The organism is Brevundimonas sp. GW821-FHT02A10 (genome assembly GCF_059422025.1).
In genome coordinates, this window is sequence record NZ_JBWKWC010000001.1 from 642,204 (window position 1) to 658,533 (window position 16,330).

Genomic DNA, 16,330 nt, shown 5'->3' on the forward strand with positions numbered 1-16,330 from the left:
ATGAGTACTGTTCAGGGACGGCTGCGCATCGCCGTCCAGAAATCCGGCCGTCTGGCCGACCGCTCGCTCGAGCTGATCCGGGACGCGGGCCTCAAGTGGGTCAAGGGCCACAACGACCTGCTGTACCGGGTGGAGAACTATCCGATCGACCTGCTGCGCGTGCGCGACGACGACATCCCGACCTTCGTCGCCGACGGCGTCTGCGACCTCGGCATCGTCGGCGAGAACGTGCTGGAGGAAGACAAGAACGGCGGCGCAACGGCAGAGGTCATCATGCCGCTGGGTTTCGGCCGCTGCACGCTCAAGCTCGCCGTGCCGCCGACGCTCGCCTATGAAGGCCCGCACTCGCTGCAGGGCCTGCGCATCGCGACCTCCTATCCCAAGATCCTGCAGCGCTTCCTCAACGACCGGGGCGTTCAGGCCGACACGGTCGTCATGCGCGGCGCTGTCGAGGTGGCCCCGCGGCTGAAACTGGCCTCGGCCATCTGCGACCTCGTCTCCACCGGCGCGACGCTGGAAGCCAACGGGCTCAACGCCAAAGAGACGGTGTTCGAAAGCCAGGCCGTCCTGATCAAATCGCCGACCGGCCCCGAGCCCGAACTGGCGCATCTGCTGGACTCCATCATCGAGCGGATGGCCGGCGTGGTGTCCTCGCAGGGGGCCAAATACGTGATGCTCAACGCCCCGCGTTCGGCGCTGGACGAGATCACCGCCATCCTGCCGGGCGCCGGGGCCCCGACCGTCATGCCCCTGATGGGCCGCGATGACGCGGTCGCCGTCCACGCCGTCTGTCAGGAAGCCGTCTTCTGGGAGACGCTGGAGAAGCTGAAGGCCGCCGGCGCCTCGGCCATCCTCGTCCTCCCCATCGAGAAGATGATGTGATGCAGCGGATTGACTGGGCATCGCTGGACGCCGCGGGGCGCAAGGCCGCCTTGGCCCGCCCGACGCAGCGCACCGAGGGGCGCGTCGTCGATGTGGTGCGCGAGATCTTCGAGGACGTCCGCGCCCGCGGCGGTCAGGCCGTCACCGACTGGAGCCTGAAGCTCGACAAGGCGGCGCCGCGCCGGATCGCCATCACGCCTGAGGTCGTGAACGCGGCCCGCAATGCGCTCGCCCCCGCCGACACCCGCTCGCTGCGCATCGCCGCCGAGAACGTCCGCGTCTTCCACCAGATGACAAAGCCGGCAGATACGGCATGGGTCGAGACCACGCCGGGTGTGAAGTCGCGCCTCGTCTGGCGGCCGATTGGAGCCGCAGGCCTCTATGTGCCTGGCGGCAGCGCCCCTCTCTTTTCCTCCCTGCTGATGCTGGCCATTCCGGCGGGCGTGGCGGGGGTGCGGGAGCGGGTCGCCGTCACGCCTCCGACCAAGGACGGCGGTGTCCACCCCGCCATGATCCTCGCCGCCGCAGAGGCCGGGCTCGAAGCCTTGTGGCTGATCGGCGGGGCCCAGGCCATCGCCGCCCTGACCTTCGGCGTCGAGCTGGAAGACGGGACCATTCCGGCCTGCGACAAGCTGTTCGGCCCGGGTAACGCCTATGTTGCCGAGGCCAAACGCTACGCCTCGTCCCTGCCCGGCGGCCCCTCGCAGGACATGCCGGCGGGACCATCGGAACTGCTGGTCATCGCCGACGGCTCGGCCGATCCGGAGATCGCCGCCGCCGACCTGCTCAGCCAGGCCGAGCATGATGCGGACGCGCAGGTGATCCTCGTCTCGGACTCGACCGCGACGATCAACGCCATCCTCGGGGAGGTCGAGGAGCAGCTCGAGACCCTGCCCCGCGCCGACATCGCCCGCGCCTCCCTCGCCGAGGCCCGGATCGTCAAGGTGCGCGACATGGAGACGGCCTGCGAGGTGGCCAACCTCTATGGCCCCGAACACCTCGCCATCCAGACCGAGGACGCCGAAGCCCTGGTCGAACAGATCACCGCCGCCGGCGCCGTCTTCGTCGGCCGCTGGGCCGCCGAGACCCTGGGCGACTATGCCGCTGGCCCGTCCCACGTCCTGCCGACCGACGGCGGGGCGCGGACCTTGGGCGGGATCACCACCGCCAGCTTCATGACCTCCATGTCGGTCCAGACGGTGACCGAGGCCGGCGCCGCCGTCCTCGCGCCCGTCGCCGCCCGTCTGGCGCGGCTGGAAGGGCTGGAGGCCCACGCCCGCGCCGCCGACCTGCGGAGCCCGGAATGACCCTGCCCGCCCCCTATGCCCCGCTGGTCTCCGGCGGCGAAGGTCTGGATCGCTATCCGGCTGATCCGTCCGCGCTGGCCGCCCGCATGGCGCAGATTTATCGTGTGCCCGTCGAACAGGTGCTGCCGGTGCGCGGTCTGACACACGGGCTGGAGCTGGTCTGGCGTCTCGCCGCGCGTGAGGGCAAGTCCGTTCAGGCGCCCGACGCCCAGCCCTATACGGGCCTCGCCGCCATCTATCCCGGAGCCGGTGAAGCCGCGGCCATCGTCATCCGCGCCCTCGGCTCGCCCGAGGCGGTCGCCGAGATGGCCGAACGCGTCGCCCCCGCCTTGCTCGTCGTTGACGAGGGTCTGATCGAATTCGCCGACGGGGCCTCGGCCGTAACCGTCGTCGGCGACCACGCCAATCTGGTCGTGCTGCGCAGCCTGTCGCTGGCCTATGGTCTGGCCGGCGCTCGCGTCGGGGCGGCGATAGCGCAGGCGCAAACGCTTGCCCGGCTGTCGTCTGTGCTGGAGCCCTACGCCCTGCCCGAGCCCCTCGTGCGGCTGGCGCAGCAGGCGCTGGATCCTTCGCGGATGATCGAGACCGCGGAGCGCATCGCCTCGGTCAAGCTGGAGCGCGCCCGCGTCGCTCGCGAGGTCGCCCGGCTGATGACGGTCGAAAGCGGCGTCGGCCCCATCCTGATGGCCCGCCCCTCCGATCCCGAGGCGACCCTGACCGAACTGGCCAAATACGGCGTCGCGGCGGACCGGTCCGGCGACCGGTTGCGCCTGCCGATCTCGATCAAGCCGGAGGTCAACGACCGGCTGCTGCTCGCGCTGGGCCTCAATGTGCCGCGCGCCCGGCCGCACCGCACCGGACAGGCCGTGCGCGACACCAAGGAGACGCGCATCGTCTGCGCCGTCGACCTCGACGCGACCGGTCCGATCACGATCCACACCGGCGTCGGCTTCTTCGACCACATGCTGGAACAGGTCGCGGCCCACGGCGGCTTCTCCCTGCGCCTGTCGTGCGAGGGCGATCTGCACACCGACCCCCACCACACCATCGAGGACAGCGCCATCGCCCTCGGTCAGGCGCTGAAGCAGGCGCTCGGGGAGCGGCGCGGCATCGCCCGCTATGGCTTCGTCCTGGCCATGGACGAGGCCGAGGCCCATGTCGCCATCGACCTTTCGGGCCGGCCCTATCCGCTGTTCGAAGGGACGTTCGCGACCCCCTTCATCGGCGAATACCGCACCGACCTGACCGCCCACGTCTTCCGTTCGCTGGCCGAGGCCATGGGCGCCGCCGTGCACATCAAGGTCACGGGCGACGACGACCACCACAAGACCGAGGCCGTCTACAAGGGCTTCGGCCGCGCCCTGCGTCAGGCGATCCGGATCGAGAGCGATGCGGTGCCGAGCACCAAGGGTGTGCTTTGACCGTCGCCATCATCGGATACGGCGCCGGCAATACCGCCTCGGTGCAGTTCGCGCTGGAGCGGCTGGGCGCCGAGGCCGTCATCACCGACGACCCGGCCGTGGTCGCGGGGGCCGAGCGGGTCATCCTGCCCGGCGTCGGAGCGGCGGGCTATGCGATGGAACGGCTGGCGGCGCTCAACCTGATCGAACCCTTGAAGGCCTTCGAACGTCCCCTGCTCGGCGTCTGCCTCGGCCAGCAGCTGCTGTTCGAGCGCAGCGAAGAGGGTGGCGGCGTAGACCTGCTCGGCTTCATCCCCGGCGTTGTGACGAAGTTCGACATCGATCCCGAATTGCCGGTGCCGCACATGGGCTGGACCCGGCTGACCACCGTAAAAGCCGATCCGCTGATCGAAGGCGTCGCCGACGGCGCCTACGCCTATTTCGTGCATAGCTTCGTCTGTCCGGACGGCGAGGCGACCCTGGCTCGCGCCGACTATGGAACCGTCGTCCCCGCCGTGGTCCGCAAGGGCAATCGTTGGGGCTGCCAGTTTCACCCCGAGCGTTCGGCCGAGGCCGGCGCCCGAATTTTGAAGAATTTCCTCGAGTTGCCCGCATGATCGTCTATCCCGCCATCGACCTCCGCGCCGGGACCTGCGTGCGGCTGATGCATGGCCGGTTCGATCAGGTCACCGAATATGACGAGAACCCGATGCGGCGGCTGGCAAGCTTCGTCGGCGACGGGGCGACCTGGGTCCATATCGTCGACCTCGACGGCGCCCAGGCCGGGCATGCCGTGCAGCACACCCTCATCGGCGAACTGGCCTCCAGCTTCGACGTGGCCATCCAGTCGGGCGGTGGGGTGCGGTCGGATCAGGACATCATCCGCCTGTTGCGCGCGGGCGTGTCGCGCATCGTCGTCGGCTCTCTGGCGGTGACAAAGCCGGACGAGGTCGCCGGCTGGCTGGAGCGGTTCGGGGCCGAACAGCTGACCCTGGCCTTCGACGTCCGCATCGGCGAGGACGGCGTGCCGGTGCCCTCGCTGAAGGGCTGGACCGAGGCCGCGGGCTTCGACCTGTGGGAGGCGCTCGACCGCTATCCGGCGGGAACGCTCAGCCACGTCCTTATCACCGACGTCGGCCGCGACGGCGCCCTGACCGGACCCAATCTCGACCTGCTGGGCGAGGTGCGTCGTCGCCGTCCGGACCTGAAGGTCCAGGCTTCGGGCGGGGTCTCGTCGCTGGACGACCTTACCGCCGCCGCCGCCATCGGCTGCGACGGGGCCATCGTCGGCCGCGCCATCTACGAAGGCCGGTTCACCGCGGCCGAAGCCATCGCGGCCTGCCAGTGACGGCGCGCCGCATCATCCCCTGTCTGGACGTCAAGGACGGCCGGGTCGTGAAGGGCGTGCGTTTCGAGGGCCATGTCGACATGGGCGACGCCGCCGAACTGGCGGCCCGCTATCGCGACGAGGGCGCCGACGAACTGGTCTTCTACGACATCACCGCCAGCCCCGAGGGGCGGACGCTGGACTATGCCTGGGTCAAGTCGATCGCCCGGTTGCTGGACATTCCCTTCTGCGTCGCCGGCGGCATCCGCTCAGTCGATCAGGCCGCCGCCTGTCTGGACCACGGCGCCGACAAGGTCTCGATCAACTCGCCCGCGCTCGAACGCCCCGAACTGATCGCCGAGATGGCCGAACGGCTGGGCAGCCAGTGCGTGGTCGTCGGCGTCGACAGCCGCAGTGAGAACGGCGAATACGTCGTCCACAAATACACCGGCGATCCCGACAGCCGCCGTCTGGCCGGCAAGCGCACCCTGGACTGGCTGACGGAGGCGCAGAGCCTCGGCGCCGGGGAGATCGTGCTCAACTGCATCGATCAAGACGGGGTGCGGAAGGGCTATGACGTCGCCCAGCTGGCCGAGGCCCGCGGCCTCCTGACCATCCCCCTGATCGCCTCCGGCGGCGCCGGCGCCGTGTCGCACTTCCTCGACGTGTTCGAGCAGGCCAATGTCTCGGGCGCGCTCGCGGCCAGCGTCTTTCATACCGGCGCCATCGCCATCCCCGACCTGAAGGCCTCGCTGGCGGCGTCCGGCGTGGAGGTGAGACAATGATCGATCCCAATGCTCTGGATTTCGCCAAGGGCGACGGCCTGATCCCGGCCATTGTCCAGGACGCCGACACCCTGCAGGTGCTCACGCTGGCCTACATGGACCGCGCGGCGCTGGAGGAGACGATCGAGTCCGGCGAGGCGACCTTCTTCTCGCGCTCTCGCGGCGGACGGTGGAGGAAGGGCGAAACCTCCGGGAACCGCCAGACGGTCGTCTCGATCACGCCCGACTGCGACGGCGACGCCCTTGTGGTCGCGGTGCGTCCCATGGGCCCGGCCTGCCATCTGGGCACGACCAGCTGTTTCGGCGATGCGGATGCGCCCGGTCTGGGCCGGATCGCGGCGCTGGAGCGGACCATCGCCCAACGCGCCTCCGAGGATCCTTCGGTCAGCTACACCGCCCGGATGATCGCCGAAGGGCCCAAGCGTCTGGCCCAGAAGGTCGGTGAGGAGGGTGTTGAAACCGCCCTCGCCGGGGTCGCCGGTCCCGATGCGGAACTCGCGAGCGAGGCTGCGGATTTGGTCTATCATCTGCTGGTCCTGTTACGGTCGCGTCAATTGGTGTTTCAGGACGTGCTGGACGTGTTGGCTCAGCGGGCCCAACCGGCCAAAGACGCGTCGTAAGAAGGGTCTTTCACGGCCCTCACCTTCGGAAGGAAACAGGCATGGCGGCATTGGTGCTGTTCGGTGGCGGCGGCGATCTCGCCATGCGGATGCTGCTGCCCTCGCTCTATTTCCTCGATCACGACGGCCTGCTGCCGGAAGATCTGAAGATCATCGGCGCCGCCCGCTCCGAGGAGAGCCCCGCCGAATACATCGCCAAGGTGCGTGAGACCTGCGAGGCCAAGGCCAAAGCGGACAACGTCTGGGACGAGGCCGTCTGGAAACGGATGGAGGGCCGGCTCGACTATCTCGCCGTCGACGCCACCTCGGCCGAGAGCCTGAAGCCGCTCAAGGACAAGGTCGGTCAGGGGTCGGTGACCTCCTTCCTCGCCGTCTCCCCGTCCCTCTATGCGAAGATCGTCACCGCCATGCGCGCCGCGGGCCTCGCCGAGGTCGATGACCGGGTCGTGCTGGAGAAGCCGGTCGGGCGCGACCTGAAGACCTTCCTCGAGATCGACGACGCCGTCGCCGACGCCTTCTCGGAATCGCAGGTCTTCCGCATCGACCACTACCTCGGCAAGGAGACGGTCCAGAACCTGATCGCCCTGCGCTTCGGCAACACCGTGTTCGAGCCGCTGTGGAACGCCCAGAACATCGACCACGTCCAGATCACCGTCGGCGAGACCGTCGGCGTCGGCGACCGCTGGCCGTATTACGACGAGTACGGCGCCCTTCGGGACATGCTGCAGAACCACATGCTGCAGCTGCTGTGCCTGGTGGCCATGGAGCCGCCGTCGGACCTCGATCCGGAATCGGTGCGCAACGAGAAGGTCAAGGTGCTGCGCTCGCTTCGGCCCATCACCCATGAGGAGGCCGAGCGAGTGACCGTGCGCGGCCAGTACGTCGGCGGACTGGTCGATGGGAAGCTGGTCAAGGGCTATGACGAGGAGCGGGGCCAGGATTCGGACACCGAGACCTTCGTCGCCATCCGCGCCGACATCGACAACTGGCGCTGGGCGGGCGTGCCCTTCTTCATGCGCACCGGCAAGCGGCTGCCCGAGAAGCGCACCGAGATCGTCATCCAGTTCAAGCCCCTGCCCCACTCGATCTTCGACTATGAGGACGGGGAGCCGCAGGCCAACAAGATGATCATCGAGCTGCAGCCCGAGGAAGACATCTCCCTGACGGTGATGAACAAGAAGGCGGGCCTCGACAGCCGGATGCAGCTGCAGCCGATCAAGATGAGCCTGAGCTGGGGCTTCCGCGACAAGACCGACGTGCCGCCGCGCCGCCGCATCGCCTATGAGCGTCTGCTGCTGGACGCGCTGAAGGGCGACTCGACCCTGTTCGTGCGCCGCGACGAAGCCGAACAGGCGTGGAAATGGGTCGATGAGGTCTCCGAGGCCTGGGTCGACGGCGATGTGAAGCCGCAGGAATATGTCGCCGGGACCTGGGGTCCGGACGGCTCGGACATGCTGATGGCCCGTACCGGCCGGGACTGGAATACGACCGATGCTTGAGGCCTTCCCCACGCTCGACGCCTGGGCCGCGACCATTGCCGGTCGTCTGGAAGAGACCCTCGGCGAGGCGGTCATCGCCAACGGCCGCGCGGCCTTCGCGGGTCCGGGCGGATCGACGCCGTCGCCCATCTACGCCCGGCTGGCCAAGGCCGACATCGGCTGGTCGAACATCGCCGTGACCCTGGTGGACGAGCGCTATGTTTCGGAGAGCTCGCCGGAGTCGAACGCCCGCCTGATCCGCGACGTCCTGCTGCAGGACAAGGCCGCCGCCGCGACCTTCATCCCCCTCTACACGCCCGAGGTCACCGTCGACCGGGCGGCCGCCGTCGCCGCCCATGCCTTGGGCGCGGCCACGGGCGGTCGGTTCGACGCCGTCCTTCTGGGCATGGGGGAGGATGGCCATATCTGCTCCATGTTCCCCAACAGCCCGACGTTGAAGACCCTGCTGACCCCGACCCTCAAGCCGACGGTGCTGGGCGTGCCCCACGGCCGTGACGGCTCGGCCCCGACGCTGGAGCGGATTTCGATCAACCTGCCCTGGCTGATGCAGGCCGAGCGGGTCATCCTGGGTCTCAAGGGCGCCGCCAAGCGCGAGGTCTTCGAGATGGAGGCCGAAGGCGATCCGGCCATCCAGCCCATCGCCGCCCTGATCGCCAACAAGGTCCCGCTCGAAGTGGTGTGGACGGAAGCCAGCTGATGCCCACTCTCCATCCCGTCGTGGCCGAGGTCACCGCCCGCATCGTCGAACGGTCGAAGGCCACCCGCGCCGACTATATCCGCCGCATGGACGCCGCCCGCGACTCGGGCGCCGGCCGCGCCAAGCTGAGCTGCGCCAACTGGGCCCACGCCTTCGCCGGCCAGACCATCGCCGACAAGCTGACGGCGATGGACGGGTCGAAGCCCAATGTGGGCATCGTCACCGCCTACAATGACATGCTCTCGGCCCACCAGCCGTTCGAGCGCTTCCCCGACATCATCCGCAAGGCGGCCCGCGAGGTCGGCGGCACGGCCCAGGTTGCAGGCGGAACCCCCGCCATGTGCGACGGCGTCACCCAGGGCCGTCCGGGCATGGAGCTGTCGCTGTTCAGCCGCGACGCCATCGCCATGGCCGCCGGCGTGGCTCTGACCCACGACGCCTTCGATTCCGCCATCATGCTGGGCGTCTGCGACAAGATCGTCCCGGGCCTGTTCATGGGCGCCCTGGCCTTCGGTCACCTGCCCGTCGTCTTCGCACCCGCCGGTCCCATGCCCTCGGGCATCCCCAACGCTGAAAAGGCCCGGGTTCGCGCCGAATATGCGCAAGGCAAGGTCGACCGGAATGTGCTGCTCGCCAGCGAGGTCGGCAGCTATCACTCGCCCGGCACCTGCACCTTCTACGGCACCGCCAACTCCAACCAGATGATGATGGAGCTGGGGGGCTTGCACATGCCGTCCACCGCCTTCGTCCATCCGGACACGGGCCTGCGCGACGCCCTGACGGCCTCCGCCGCAAAACGGGCGGTCGAGCTGGCGAAGACCGGCGACTGCCGCATGGCCGACGTCATTTCCGAGAAGTCGATCGTCAACATGATCGTGGCCCTGCTGGCGACCGGCGGATCGACCAACCACGCCATCCATCTGGTCGCCATGGCCCGGGCGGCGGGGGTGCTGATCGACTGGACCGACATGGATCAGCTGTCGGCCGTGACCCCGCTGCTGGCCCGGGTCTATCCGAACGGCTCGGCCGATGTGAACGCCTTCCAGGCCGCCGGCGGCGTCGCCTTCATCGCCCGCGAACTGGCCGAGGCCGGCAATATCCACTCCGACGTGACCACCATCATGGGAGAAGGCATCCAGGCCTATTTCCAGGAGCCGTCGATGGTCGAGGGCGAGCTGGTCTGGCGCGACGGGGTCAAGGAAAGCCTCGACCTCGACATCCTGCGCCCCGCCTCCAATCCCTTCGACACCGAGGGCGGCCTGCGTCTGGTCAAGGGCGATCTCGGCCGGGCGGTGATCAAGATTTCGGCGGTCAAGCCCGAGCACCGCATCGTCGAGGCGCCCGCCGCCGTGTTCGAGACCCAGGAAGACGTTCAGGCCGCCTTCAAGGCCGGTGAGCTGAACCGCGACGTCGTCATCGTCCTGCGCTTCCAGGGGCCGCGCGCCAACGGCATGCCCGAGCTGCACTCCCTGTCGCCCCTGATGTCGGTGCTGTGGGACCGCGGCTTCCGCGTCGCCCTGGTCACTGACGGTCGAATGTCAGGCGCCTCGGGCAAGACCCCCGCCGCCATCCACGTCTCGCCGGAAGCCCTCGCGGGCGGTCCTCTGGCCTATGTCCAGGAAGGCGACATCATCCGTCTGGACGCCGAGGCCGGGGTCCTGACCACGGTCGCCGTCGCCGACCTGCAATCCCGGCCGCGCGCGAAGCGGTCGGCCGCCAATGCGGACGCCTCATCCTGGGGCTATGGCCGCGAACTGTTCTCGGCGTTCCGCCGGGTGGTCACCTCCGCAGAAGAGGGCGCCACCGTTTGTTTCTCCCGGGAGGATGAAGACTGATGGCTGTTACCTGGGACAAGACCCTGCTCGTCGGCGACGTCGGCGGCACCAACGCCCGTTTCGCCCTGGCCCATATGGTCGAGGGCAAGCCTGTGCTGGAGCACCACGACAGCTTCCCCGCCGAGACCTATCCGACCTTCCTTGAGGGCGTGAAGGCCTTCATCGACGGCTGCGAGGTCAAGCCGACCGGCGGCGTCATCGCCGTGGCCGGACCGGTCACCGACGGCGAGATCGACCTGACCAACTCGCCTTGGGCGGTGTCGGAAAAGGAGCTCGGCACCTTGGGTCTGAACCCCGTGCGCCTGATCAATGACTTCGAGGCCCTGGCCTGGGGCGCGCCGGTGGTGCCGTCCGACCAGCTGGCCTCGCTGGGCGGCCCTGAAGAGGGTGACCCCCACGCCGCCGTCGCGGTGTTGGGCCCGGGCACCGGTTTTGGCGTCTCGGCTCTGATCCGCGACGCCCACGGCAACGAACTGGCCATGCCGTCCGAGGGCGGCCACGCCTGCTTCCCGCCCGGCGATCCGATCGAGGACGAGATCCTGCGCATCCTGCGCCGCCGCTATGACCGGGTCTCGATCGAGCGCCTGATCTGCGGTCCCGGCCTGCTGAACATGCACCGTGCCCTGGCCGAGATCGACGGCCGCGAGAGCCATATCGACGACCCGGCCCAGATCACCCAGGAAGCCCTGGACAATCCCAACAGCCATTGCGGCGCGACCCTGGCCCGCTTCTGCGCCATCCTGGGCGCCGTCGCCGGCGACATCGCCCTGACCACGGGCGCCCGCGGCGGGGTCTATATCGCCGGCGGTATCGCCCCGCGCATCCTGCCCTTCCTGAAGGTCAGCCCGTTCCGCGAGCGGTTCGAGCGCAAGGGCCGGTTCAAGGAATATATGCAGGCCATTCCGACGCACGTTATCCTGCACAAACACGCCGCCCTGCTGGGCGCCGCCCGCGTGGCCTTCGCCGATCTCGGCGCGGACCTGGGCTGATCGGAGACATCGAAATGCGCATCCTGACCGTGGCCGCTGTTGCGGCCGTCGCCCTCACCGCCGCCGCCTGCGAGCAGAAGGCCGAGGCCCCGGCCCCCGCCCCTGCTCCGGCCGCCGAGCCCGTGCCGGACAAGGCGACCATGACCCCCGAAGAGCGTCGTCACGAACTGCAGATCGAAAGCGCCCAGCGCCAGATCGAAGCCCAGATGCAGACGATGGAAGTCACCCCGGTCCCGGCCGAAAAGACGGATCACTGATCGGTCACGGACTGTCACGCAGGCGTGAACCCTTTCCTTTCGGCGACGTTGGGTTGTCTCCAACAAGGAGGCGCTCGGTCTCCGAAAAGGGAAGGAAACTCCATGCGTAAAATGATCCTCGCCGTCGCGGCCACCGTGGCTCTGGCCGGCGTCGCCGCCTGCGGTGAAAGCGCCGCCGACAAGACCGCCGAGAAACAGGCCGACGCCCTGGAAGCCCAGGCCGCCGCCACGCCGAACGAGCAGCAGGAAAAGAATCTGAACGCCCAGGCCGACCACGTCGAGCAGCAGGCGGGTAATGCAGACGGCGGCATGACCACCGCCAACACGCCCAGCACCTCGCCGACCCAGGGCGAACAGCCGGGTCACTGAGGCCTTACGTTCCAACGACAGAGCCCCCGTCGAGCGATCGGCGGGGGCTTTTCGTTGCGGGACGCCCCACGGTCCGGATCACGAAACTCTCACGGCGATGTGAACCGACAGGACCCCAAAGCGTTTGGCTGTCTCCATAAGGAGGAAGTTCCCATGCGTAAGCTGATTATCGCCGCCGCCGCCATCGCCGCCATGACCGGCGTCGCCGCCTGCCAGAAGCCCGCCGAAAAGGCCGCTGACTCGCAAGCCGACGCCATCCAGGCCCAGGGCGAGGCCAATGCCGAGAAGCTGGAAGCCGACGCCAAGACCACCGAGGCCCACGCCCAGGCCGCCGCCGACCAGACGGTGGCCCAGGGCGAGGCGACCGCCGACGCCATGCGTTCGGCGGCCGACCAGACCAAGGAAAACGCGAACGCCCACGCCGACGCGGTGAAGGACGAAGCCAAGCACTGATCGCTTGAGCGTCTGAAATGACGAAGCCCCCGCCGAGCGATCGGCGGGGGCTTTTTCATGCGTTTGAGGCGGGTCGTATCAGTCGATGCAGAGGGTCTGGCCCGCCTTGCCGTCCTCGACGGTGGTGTGGCAGCCGAAGCGGTCGCTGTCGGCCTGGCACTGGCCGGTGACGGCGGCGCCCGGCGCGACGCCGCTATTGCCCTCCAGACGGCAGTCGCCGGCGCATTGCGAGCCGGAAGTGCAGGACTTGCCGGCGTCAGCGTATTTCACGATGCACTGCTGGGTCTGCATCCGGCCCACACGACGCAGTTCGCCGCCGCGCGAGGCGCAGGAGGCGGCGTCGGCGCTCTGACCCGGAACCGCCGGATCGGCGGGGCCCGTCATCGGCGTGCATGCGGCCATGAGGGCGCTGGAAAGCGCGAGGGCAGCGATCAGGATGCGCATGAGAAGTCTCCGATTCGGGTTTCAGTCGTGAAACACGCCTAGGGACCGGATGGGTCCGTTTCGTGACAGATGCCGATCAGTACCCCTGCGCCCGCGCCAGCCGGTCCGCATGGAAGCCCGCATCGCCGAGCAGTTCGTTCAGGACCCGGACGCGCTTCATATAGAGGCCGACGTCGAACTCGTCGGTCATGCCGACGCCGCCGTGCATCTGGACCGCCTCCTGCACCGCCAGTTCGGCGACGCGGCCGGCCTTGGACTTGGCGATGGAGGCCGACAGTCCCTTTTCATCGACGCCGGCGTCGATGCGCTGTAGGGCGCCGATGGTCGCGGCCCGGGCCAGTTCGATCTCGGAAAACAGATGGGCGGCGCGGTGCTGCAGGGCCTGGAACTCGCCGATCAGCTTGCCGAACTGCTTGCGGGTGCGCAGGTATTCGAGGGTGACTTGGAAAGCCTGATCGCCCGCGCCGTTCAGCTGGGCGGCGGCGCAGGCGCGGCCGAGGTTGAGCGCCTTCTGCAGCAGGGGTTCGCCCTGGTCGATAGCGCCGATCATGGCGTCGGCGTCGACCTGGACGTCGGTCAGGGTGACGCGGGCGGCGTTATGGGCGTCGACCATGACGGTGCGCTCGATCTCGACGCCCGGGGTCTTCGGATCGACGAGGAAGAGGGTCAGGGTCACGTCGTCGGTCTTGGCCGCAACGATCAAAGCGTCGGCGATGTGACCGTCCAGCACGAAGCCCTTGGCGCCGTTCAGCTTGAAGCCGTTGCCCGAACGCTCGGCGCGGGCGGTCATGGCCGAGGGCCGGTGCTTGGGGCCCTCGTCGATGGCCAGAGACAGGATGGCCTCGCCCGCCGCGATCTTCGGCAGCCATTCGCCCTGCTGTTCGGCCGAACCGCCTTCAGAGAGCAGACTGGCGCACAGCAGGCCCGACCCCATGAAGGGCGAGGGCGTCAGGGTCCGGCCAAGCGCCTCTGCCACCACCCCCGCCTCGACGGCGCCGAGGCCGGAACCGCCATGTTCCTCGGGGATGATCACCCCGGCGAAGCCCATCTCGCCGAACGCCTTCCACAGATCGCGCGAGACGCCGTTGGCGTCCTGGCTGTCACGCAGGGCCCGCAGGTGGGCGACGGGGGCGTTTTCGCTCAGGAAGCCGTCGGCGGCCTCCTTCAGCATGGTCTGTTCTTCGGTCAGGATCAGCGGCATCCGCTCAGGCTCCGGGCAGTTGCAGCAGGTGTTTGGCGATGATGTTCAGCTGGATCTCGCTGGTCCCACCCTCAATGGAATTGGCCTTGGTGCGCAGCCAGTCGCGGGCCGCCGACCCGTGGTCAGAGCGCTCGCTCTCCCACTCCAGCGTATCCGAGCCGCCGGCCGTCATCAGGACTTCGTGGCGGCGCTTGTTCAGCTCCGAGCCGTAGTATTTGAGCATGGAGGCGATGGCGGGCGAGACCTGACGCGCCTTCACCTGATCCCCGACCCGCTCCATGGCCAGGTTGAAGGCGGCGAGGTCGACTTCCAGCTCGGCGATGCGGGCGCGCAACATCGGGTCCTCCAGACGGGCGTCGGAATCGACGCCCAGACTGTCGGCGGCGACCAGACCCATGGGCCGTCCCGAGGCGATCGAGCCCATGGCCCCGATCATGGTCCGCTCGTGCGCCAGCAGCGCCTTCGCCACGTCCCAGCCGCGGTTCAGCGTTCCGACCAGGTTCTCCTTCTCGACCCGGACGTCGTCGAAGAAGGTCTCGCAGAAGGGCGACTTGCCGGAGATCAGGGTGATGGGCTTGGTGGTGACGCCCTTGGTCGCCATGTCGAACAGGACGAACGAAATGCCCAGATGCTTGGGCGCGTCCGGGTCGGTGCGGACCAGGCAGAAGATCCAGTCGGCCTTGTCGGCGTAGGAGGTCCAGACCTTCTGGCCGTTGACGATCCAGTGGTCGCCCTGATCCACCGCCCGGGTCTGGATGCCCGCGAGATCCGAGCCGGCGCCCGGCTCGGAATAGCCTTGGCACCAGCGGATTTCGCCGCGCACGATCTCGGGCAGGAAGCGCTTCTTCTGCTCCTCGGTGCCGAATTGCAGAAGCGCCGGACCCAGCATCCAGATGCCGAAGCTGGACAGCGCCAGCTGGGCGTCGATGCGGCGCAGTTCGGAGTGCAGGACCTTGGCTTCTTCCCGGCTCAGGCCGCCGCCGCCGTATTCCCTGGGCCATTCGGGCGCGGTCCAGCCCTTCGCGCCCATCCGCTCCATCCAGAGCTTGTGGGCCGGGGTCTTGAAGGTGGGATTGCGGCCGCCCCAGACGCGGTCTTCCTCGCCGCCCTGCGGGCCGCGGACTTCGGCCGGGCAGTTCGCCTCCAGCCAGGCGCGGGTCTCCGCGCGGAAGGTTTCCAGATCGGTCATGTCGTCTCCCGGGCCCACGTGTTTCCGCCTTCGCCCGTGACCTGTCTAACAGGATTTCGCAATGACGCAGCGTCAGGGTTTCGCGAGAATCTGTTCCAGCTCGGCGATTTCGGCGTGGTTGCGGGCGGTCATCCGCTCGCAGAAGGCGATCAGCCGCGGATCCTTCAGGCTGGCGTTTCCGCAGCGGGTCACGGCGTGGGAGTGATGACTGATCATGGCGCCCGCGAAGTCGCTCTCGCTGACGCCGGCCTGGGTGCGGGCTCCGACGAAGGCCCCGACGAAGACCAGGGCGAAGGCGGCGCTGAGGCCGTAGTTCATCTTCTTGCTGGGAAACAGCTCGCCCAGCAGGAACAGCAGCAGCATGCCGATCGGCGCCACGGCCATCAGGGCCAGGTAGATGTGGTCGGCGCTGATGTGGATGTGCTCGGCTCGCGCGGCCATGGCGTGACCGACGCCCAGCGTCACGATGAGAGCCCCGAACAGGACGATGGCCAGCCGCATATAAGGTCGCTCCCGCATCATCACCGTCCCCCTTCCGTGGCGGAAGATTCGCGCGATTCCGGAAGCTGGGCCAGACGGGATCGCCGGCCGGAACGTCGCAGCTGGGGATGATCCGGAACCGATCGTTAACCGGCGCGGCGCAACCTCGGCTCTGAACGGCCATCCAGAGGCCAGAGGACGATCCGATGTCGAGCATCATGACCTCGAGCACACGCCGCACCCGCGACCATTTCGAGCCCCAGGACAGCGATCCCAGCGAAGTCCGCAAGCTGCGCGGCCTGATGGAGCAGATCGACTACACCGCCTTCATCTCCAACCGCGAGGTGATCGGCGCCGCCCTCTCGGTCATCGACCCCTCGACCTTCCAGCGGCTGGCGGTGACGGTGGCCACGGCGCGGACCAAATGGGTGTCCGAGGCCCTGCGCCTGTCAGAATCCGGCTCGCCGGTGACGCCCGACCAGACCGCCCGCCTGACGGCCCACCGCAGCGCCTATGAGGAGCTGGCCGAGGCCTATGAGGGTCTGCGCCGGATGGTCGAGCGCGGCTACATCACCCTGCGCTGAGGCGCGGGGGCT

Annotated in this window: 19 protein-coding genes; 15 read left to right on the plus strand and 4 right to left on the minus strand. The window is 68.5% G+C overall.

Annotated features, from left to right (window positions below):
- From hisG to AC07U0_RS02855, 14 genes are all read left to right on the plus strand, one after another.
- Window positions 1–882: an ATP phosphoribosyltransferase gene (hisG, locus tag AC07U0_RS02790; RefSeq protein ID WP_494718501.1), complete on the plus strand. Its 882-nt coding sequence runs from the start codon at window positions 1–3 to the stop codon at window positions 880–882.
- Window positions 882–2,189 (plus strand): histidinol dehydrogenase, encoded by a 1,308-nt coding sequence (gene hisD, locus AC07U0_RS02795; RefSeq protein WP_494718502.1) that lies wholly within the window; start codon window positions 882–884, stop codon window positions 2,187–2,189. Before hisG ends, hisD begins: the two co-directional genes overlap by 1 nt.
- A complete protein-coding gene (gene hisB, locus AC07U0_RS02800) occupies window positions 2,186–3,610 on the plus strand; it encodes an imidazoleglycerol-phosphate dehydratase HisB (protein ID WP_494718503.1) in 1,425 nt (474 codons plus the stop codon). The genes hisD and hisB overlap by 4 nt, the downstream gene beginning before the upstream one ends.
- Window positions 3,607–4,206, plus strand: a complete 600-nt coding sequence (gene hisH / locus AC07U0_RS02805) for an imidazole glycerol phosphate synthase subunit HisH (protein WP_494718504.1) — start codon at window positions 3,607–3,609, stop codon at window positions 4,204–4,206. The genes hisB and hisH overlap by 4 nt, the downstream gene beginning before the upstream one ends.
- The gene (locus AC07U0_RS02810) at window positions 4,203–4,937 is read left to right on the plus strand and encodes a 1-(5-phosphoribosyl)-5-[(5-phosphoribosylamino)methylideneamino]imidazole-4-carboxamide isomerase (protein ID WP_494718505.1); all 735 of its coding nucleotides are present in this window, start codon (window positions 4,203–4,205) and stop codon (window positions 4,935–4,937) included. Before hisH ends, AC07U0_RS02810 begins: the two co-directional genes overlap by 4 nt.
- Window positions 4,934–5,701, plus strand: a complete 768-nt coding sequence (gene hisF / locus AC07U0_RS02815; protein ID WP_494718506.1) for an imidazole glycerol phosphate synthase subunit HisF — start codon at window positions 4,934–4,936, stop codon at window positions 5,699–5,701. Before AC07U0_RS02810 ends, hisF begins: the two co-directional genes overlap by 4 nt.
- Entirely contained in the window at window positions 5,698–6,321 is a 624-nt protein-coding gene (gene hisIE, locus AC07U0_RS02820) for a bifunctional phosphoribosyl-AMP cyclohydrolase/phosphoribosyl-ATP diphosphatase HisIE (RefSeq protein ID WP_494718507.1), read from the plus strand. The genes hisF and hisIE overlap by 4 nt, the downstream gene beginning before the upstream one ends.
- 41 nt (window positions 6,322–6,362) lie before the next feature.
- Window positions 6,363–7,820 (plus strand): glucose-6-phosphate dehydrogenase, encoded by a 1,458-nt coding sequence (gene zwf, locus AC07U0_RS02825; RefSeq protein ID WP_494718508.1) that lies wholly within the window; start codon window positions 6,363–6,365, stop codon window positions 7,818–7,820.
- Entirely contained in the window at window positions 7,813–8,517 is a 705-nt protein-coding gene (pgl, locus tag AC07U0_RS02830) for a 6-phosphogluconolactonase (RefSeq protein WP_494718509.1), read from the plus strand. Before zwf ends, pgl begins: the two co-directional genes overlap by 8 nt.
- Window positions 8,517–10,352 carry a phosphogluconate dehydratase gene (gene edd / locus AC07U0_RS02835; RefSeq protein WP_494718510.1) on the plus strand — a complete coding sequence of 612 codons (1,836 nt, stop codon included), beginning with the start codon at window positions 8,517–8,519 and terminating at the stop codon, window positions 10,350–10,352. Before pgl ends, edd begins: the two co-directional genes overlap by 1 nt.
- Window positions 10,352–11,341, plus strand: a complete 990-nt coding sequence (gene glk, locus AC07U0_RS02840) for a glucokinase (protein WP_494718511.1) — start codon at window positions 10,352–10,354, stop codon at window positions 11,339–11,341. The genes edd and glk overlap by 1 nt, the downstream gene beginning before the upstream one ends.
- Before the next feature lie 14 nt (window positions 11,342–11,355).
- Window positions 11,356–11,598, plus strand: a complete 243-nt coding sequence (locus AC07U0_RS02845; RefSeq protein ID WP_494718512.1) for a hypothetical protein — start codon at window positions 11,356–11,358, stop codon at window positions 11,596–11,598.
- A 102-nt stretch (window positions 11,599–11,700) separates the two neighbouring features.
- On the plus strand, window positions 11,701–11,967 hold the full coding sequence (locus AC07U0_RS02850; protein WP_494718513.1) for a hypothetical protein: 267 nt from the start codon (window positions 11,701–11,703) through the stop codon (window positions 11,965–11,967).
- Between the two features lie 153 nt (window positions 11,968–12,120).
- Window positions 12,121–12,420: a hypothetical protein gene (locus AC07U0_RS02855; protein ID WP_494718514.1), complete on the plus strand. Its 300-nt coding sequence runs from the start codon at window positions 12,121–12,123 to the stop codon at window positions 12,418–12,420.
- A 78-nt stretch (window positions 12,421–12,498) separates the two neighbouring features.
- Here the strand turns inward: AC07U0_RS02855 and AC07U0_RS02860 are convergent, their stop codons facing one another.
- From AC07U0_RS02860 to AC07U0_RS02875, 4 genes are all read right to left on the minus strand, one after another.
- Window positions 12,499–12,864 carry a hypothetical protein gene (locus AC07U0_RS02860; RefSeq protein WP_494718515.1) on the minus strand — a complete coding sequence of 122 codons (366 nt, stop codon included), beginning with the start codon at window positions 12,862–12,864 and terminating at the stop codon, window positions 12,499–12,501.
- Window positions 12,865–12,940: 76 nt separating this feature from the next.
- The gene (locus tag AC07U0_RS02865; RefSeq protein WP_494718516.1) at window positions 12,941–14,065 is read right to left on the minus strand and encodes an acyl-CoA dehydrogenase family protein; all 1,125 of its coding nucleotides are present in this window, start codon (window positions 14,063–14,065) and stop codon (window positions 12,941–12,943) included.
- Between the two features lie 4 nt (window positions 14,066–14,069).
- Window positions 14,070–15,254 carry an acyl-CoA dehydrogenase family protein gene (locus AC07U0_RS02870; protein ID WP_494718517.1) on the minus strand — a complete coding sequence of 395 codons (1,185 nt, stop codon included), beginning with the start codon at window positions 15,252–15,254 and terminating at the stop codon, window positions 14,070–14,072.
- Window positions 15,255–15,326: 72 nt separating this feature from the next.
- Entirely contained in the window at window positions 15,327–15,755 is a 429-nt protein-coding gene (locus tag AC07U0_RS02875; RefSeq protein ID WP_494718518.1) for a DUF305 domain-containing protein, read from the minus strand.
- A gap of 185 nt (window positions 15,756–15,940) precedes the next feature.
- Here AC07U0_RS02875 and AC07U0_RS02880 point away from each other — a divergent pair, with 185 nt between their 5' ends.
- Window positions 15,941–16,318 carry a hypothetical protein gene (locus AC07U0_RS02880; protein ID WP_492033925.1) on the plus strand — a complete coding sequence of 126 codons (378 nt, stop codon included), beginning with the start codon at window positions 15,941–15,943 and terminating at the stop codon, window positions 16,316–16,318.
- Window positions 16,319–16,330 lie beyond the last annotated feature (12 nt).

Bases quoted from the DNA above. Each gene is read 5' to 3' on its own strand.
- hisG (WP_494718501.1), top strand. From the start codon at position 1: ATGAGTACTGTTCAGGGACGGCTGCGCATCGCCGTCCAGAAATCCGGC.
- hisD (WP_494718502.1), top strand. From the start codon at position 882: ATGCAGCGGATTGACTGGGCATCGCTGGACGCCGCGGGGCGCAAGGCC.
- hisB (WP_494718503.1), top strand. From the start codon at position 2,186: ATGACCCTGCCCGCCCCCTATGCCCCGCTGGTCTCCGGCGGCGAAGGT.
- AC07U0_RS02810 (WP_494718505.1), top strand. From the start codon at position 4,203: ATGATCGTCTATCCCGCCATCGACCTCCGCGCCGGGACCTGCGTGCGG.
- hisIE (WP_494718507.1), top strand. From the start codon at position 5,698: ATGATCGATCCCAATGCTCTGGATTTCGCCAAGGGCGACGGCCTGATC.
- zwf (WP_494718508.1), top strand. From the start codon at position 6,363: ATGGCGGCATTGGTGCTGTTCGGTGGCGGCGGCGATCTCGCCATGCGG.
- pgl (WP_494718509.1), top strand. From the start codon at position 7,813: ATGCTTGAGGCCTTCCCCACGCTCGACGCCTGGGCCGCGACCATTGCC.
- edd (WP_494718510.1), top strand. From the start codon at position 8,517: ATGCCCACTCTCCATCCCGTCGTGGCCGAGGTCACCGCCCGCATCGTC.
- glk (WP_494718511.1), top strand. From the start codon at position 10,352: ATGGCTGTTACCTGGGACAAGACCCTGCTCGTCGGCGACGTCGGCGGC.
- AC07U0_RS02845 (WP_494718512.1), top strand. From the start codon at position 11,356: ATGCGCATCCTGACCGTGGCCGCTGTTGCGGCCGTCGCCCTCACCGCC.
- AC07U0_RS02850 (WP_494718513.1), top strand. From the start codon at position 11,701: ATGCGTAAAATGATCCTCGCCGTCGCGGCCACCGTGGCTCTGGCCGGC.
- AC07U0_RS02855 (WP_494718514.1), top strand. From the start codon at position 12,121: ATGCGTAAGCTGATTATCGCCGCCGCCGCCATCGCCGCCATGACCGGC.
- AC07U0_RS02860 (WP_494718515.1), bottom strand. From the start codon at position 12,864: ATGCGCATCCTGATCGCTGCCCTCGCGCTTTCCAGCGCCCTCATGGCC.
- AC07U0_RS02865 (WP_494718516.1), bottom strand. From the start codon at position 14,065: ATGCCGCTGATCCTGACCGAAGAACAGACCATGCTGAAGGAGGCCGCC.
- AC07U0_RS02870 (WP_494718517.1), bottom strand. From the start codon at position 15,254: ATGACCGATCTGGAAACCTTCCGCGCGGAGACCCGCGCCTGGCTGGAG.
- AC07U0_RS02875 (WP_494718518.1), bottom strand. From the start codon at position 15,755: ATGCGGCTGGCCATCGTCCTGTTCGGGGCTCTCATCGTGACGCTGGGC.
- AC07U0_RS02880 (WP_492033925.1), top strand. From the start codon at position 15,941: ATGTCGAGCATCATGACCTCGAGCACACGCCGCACCCGCGACCATTTC.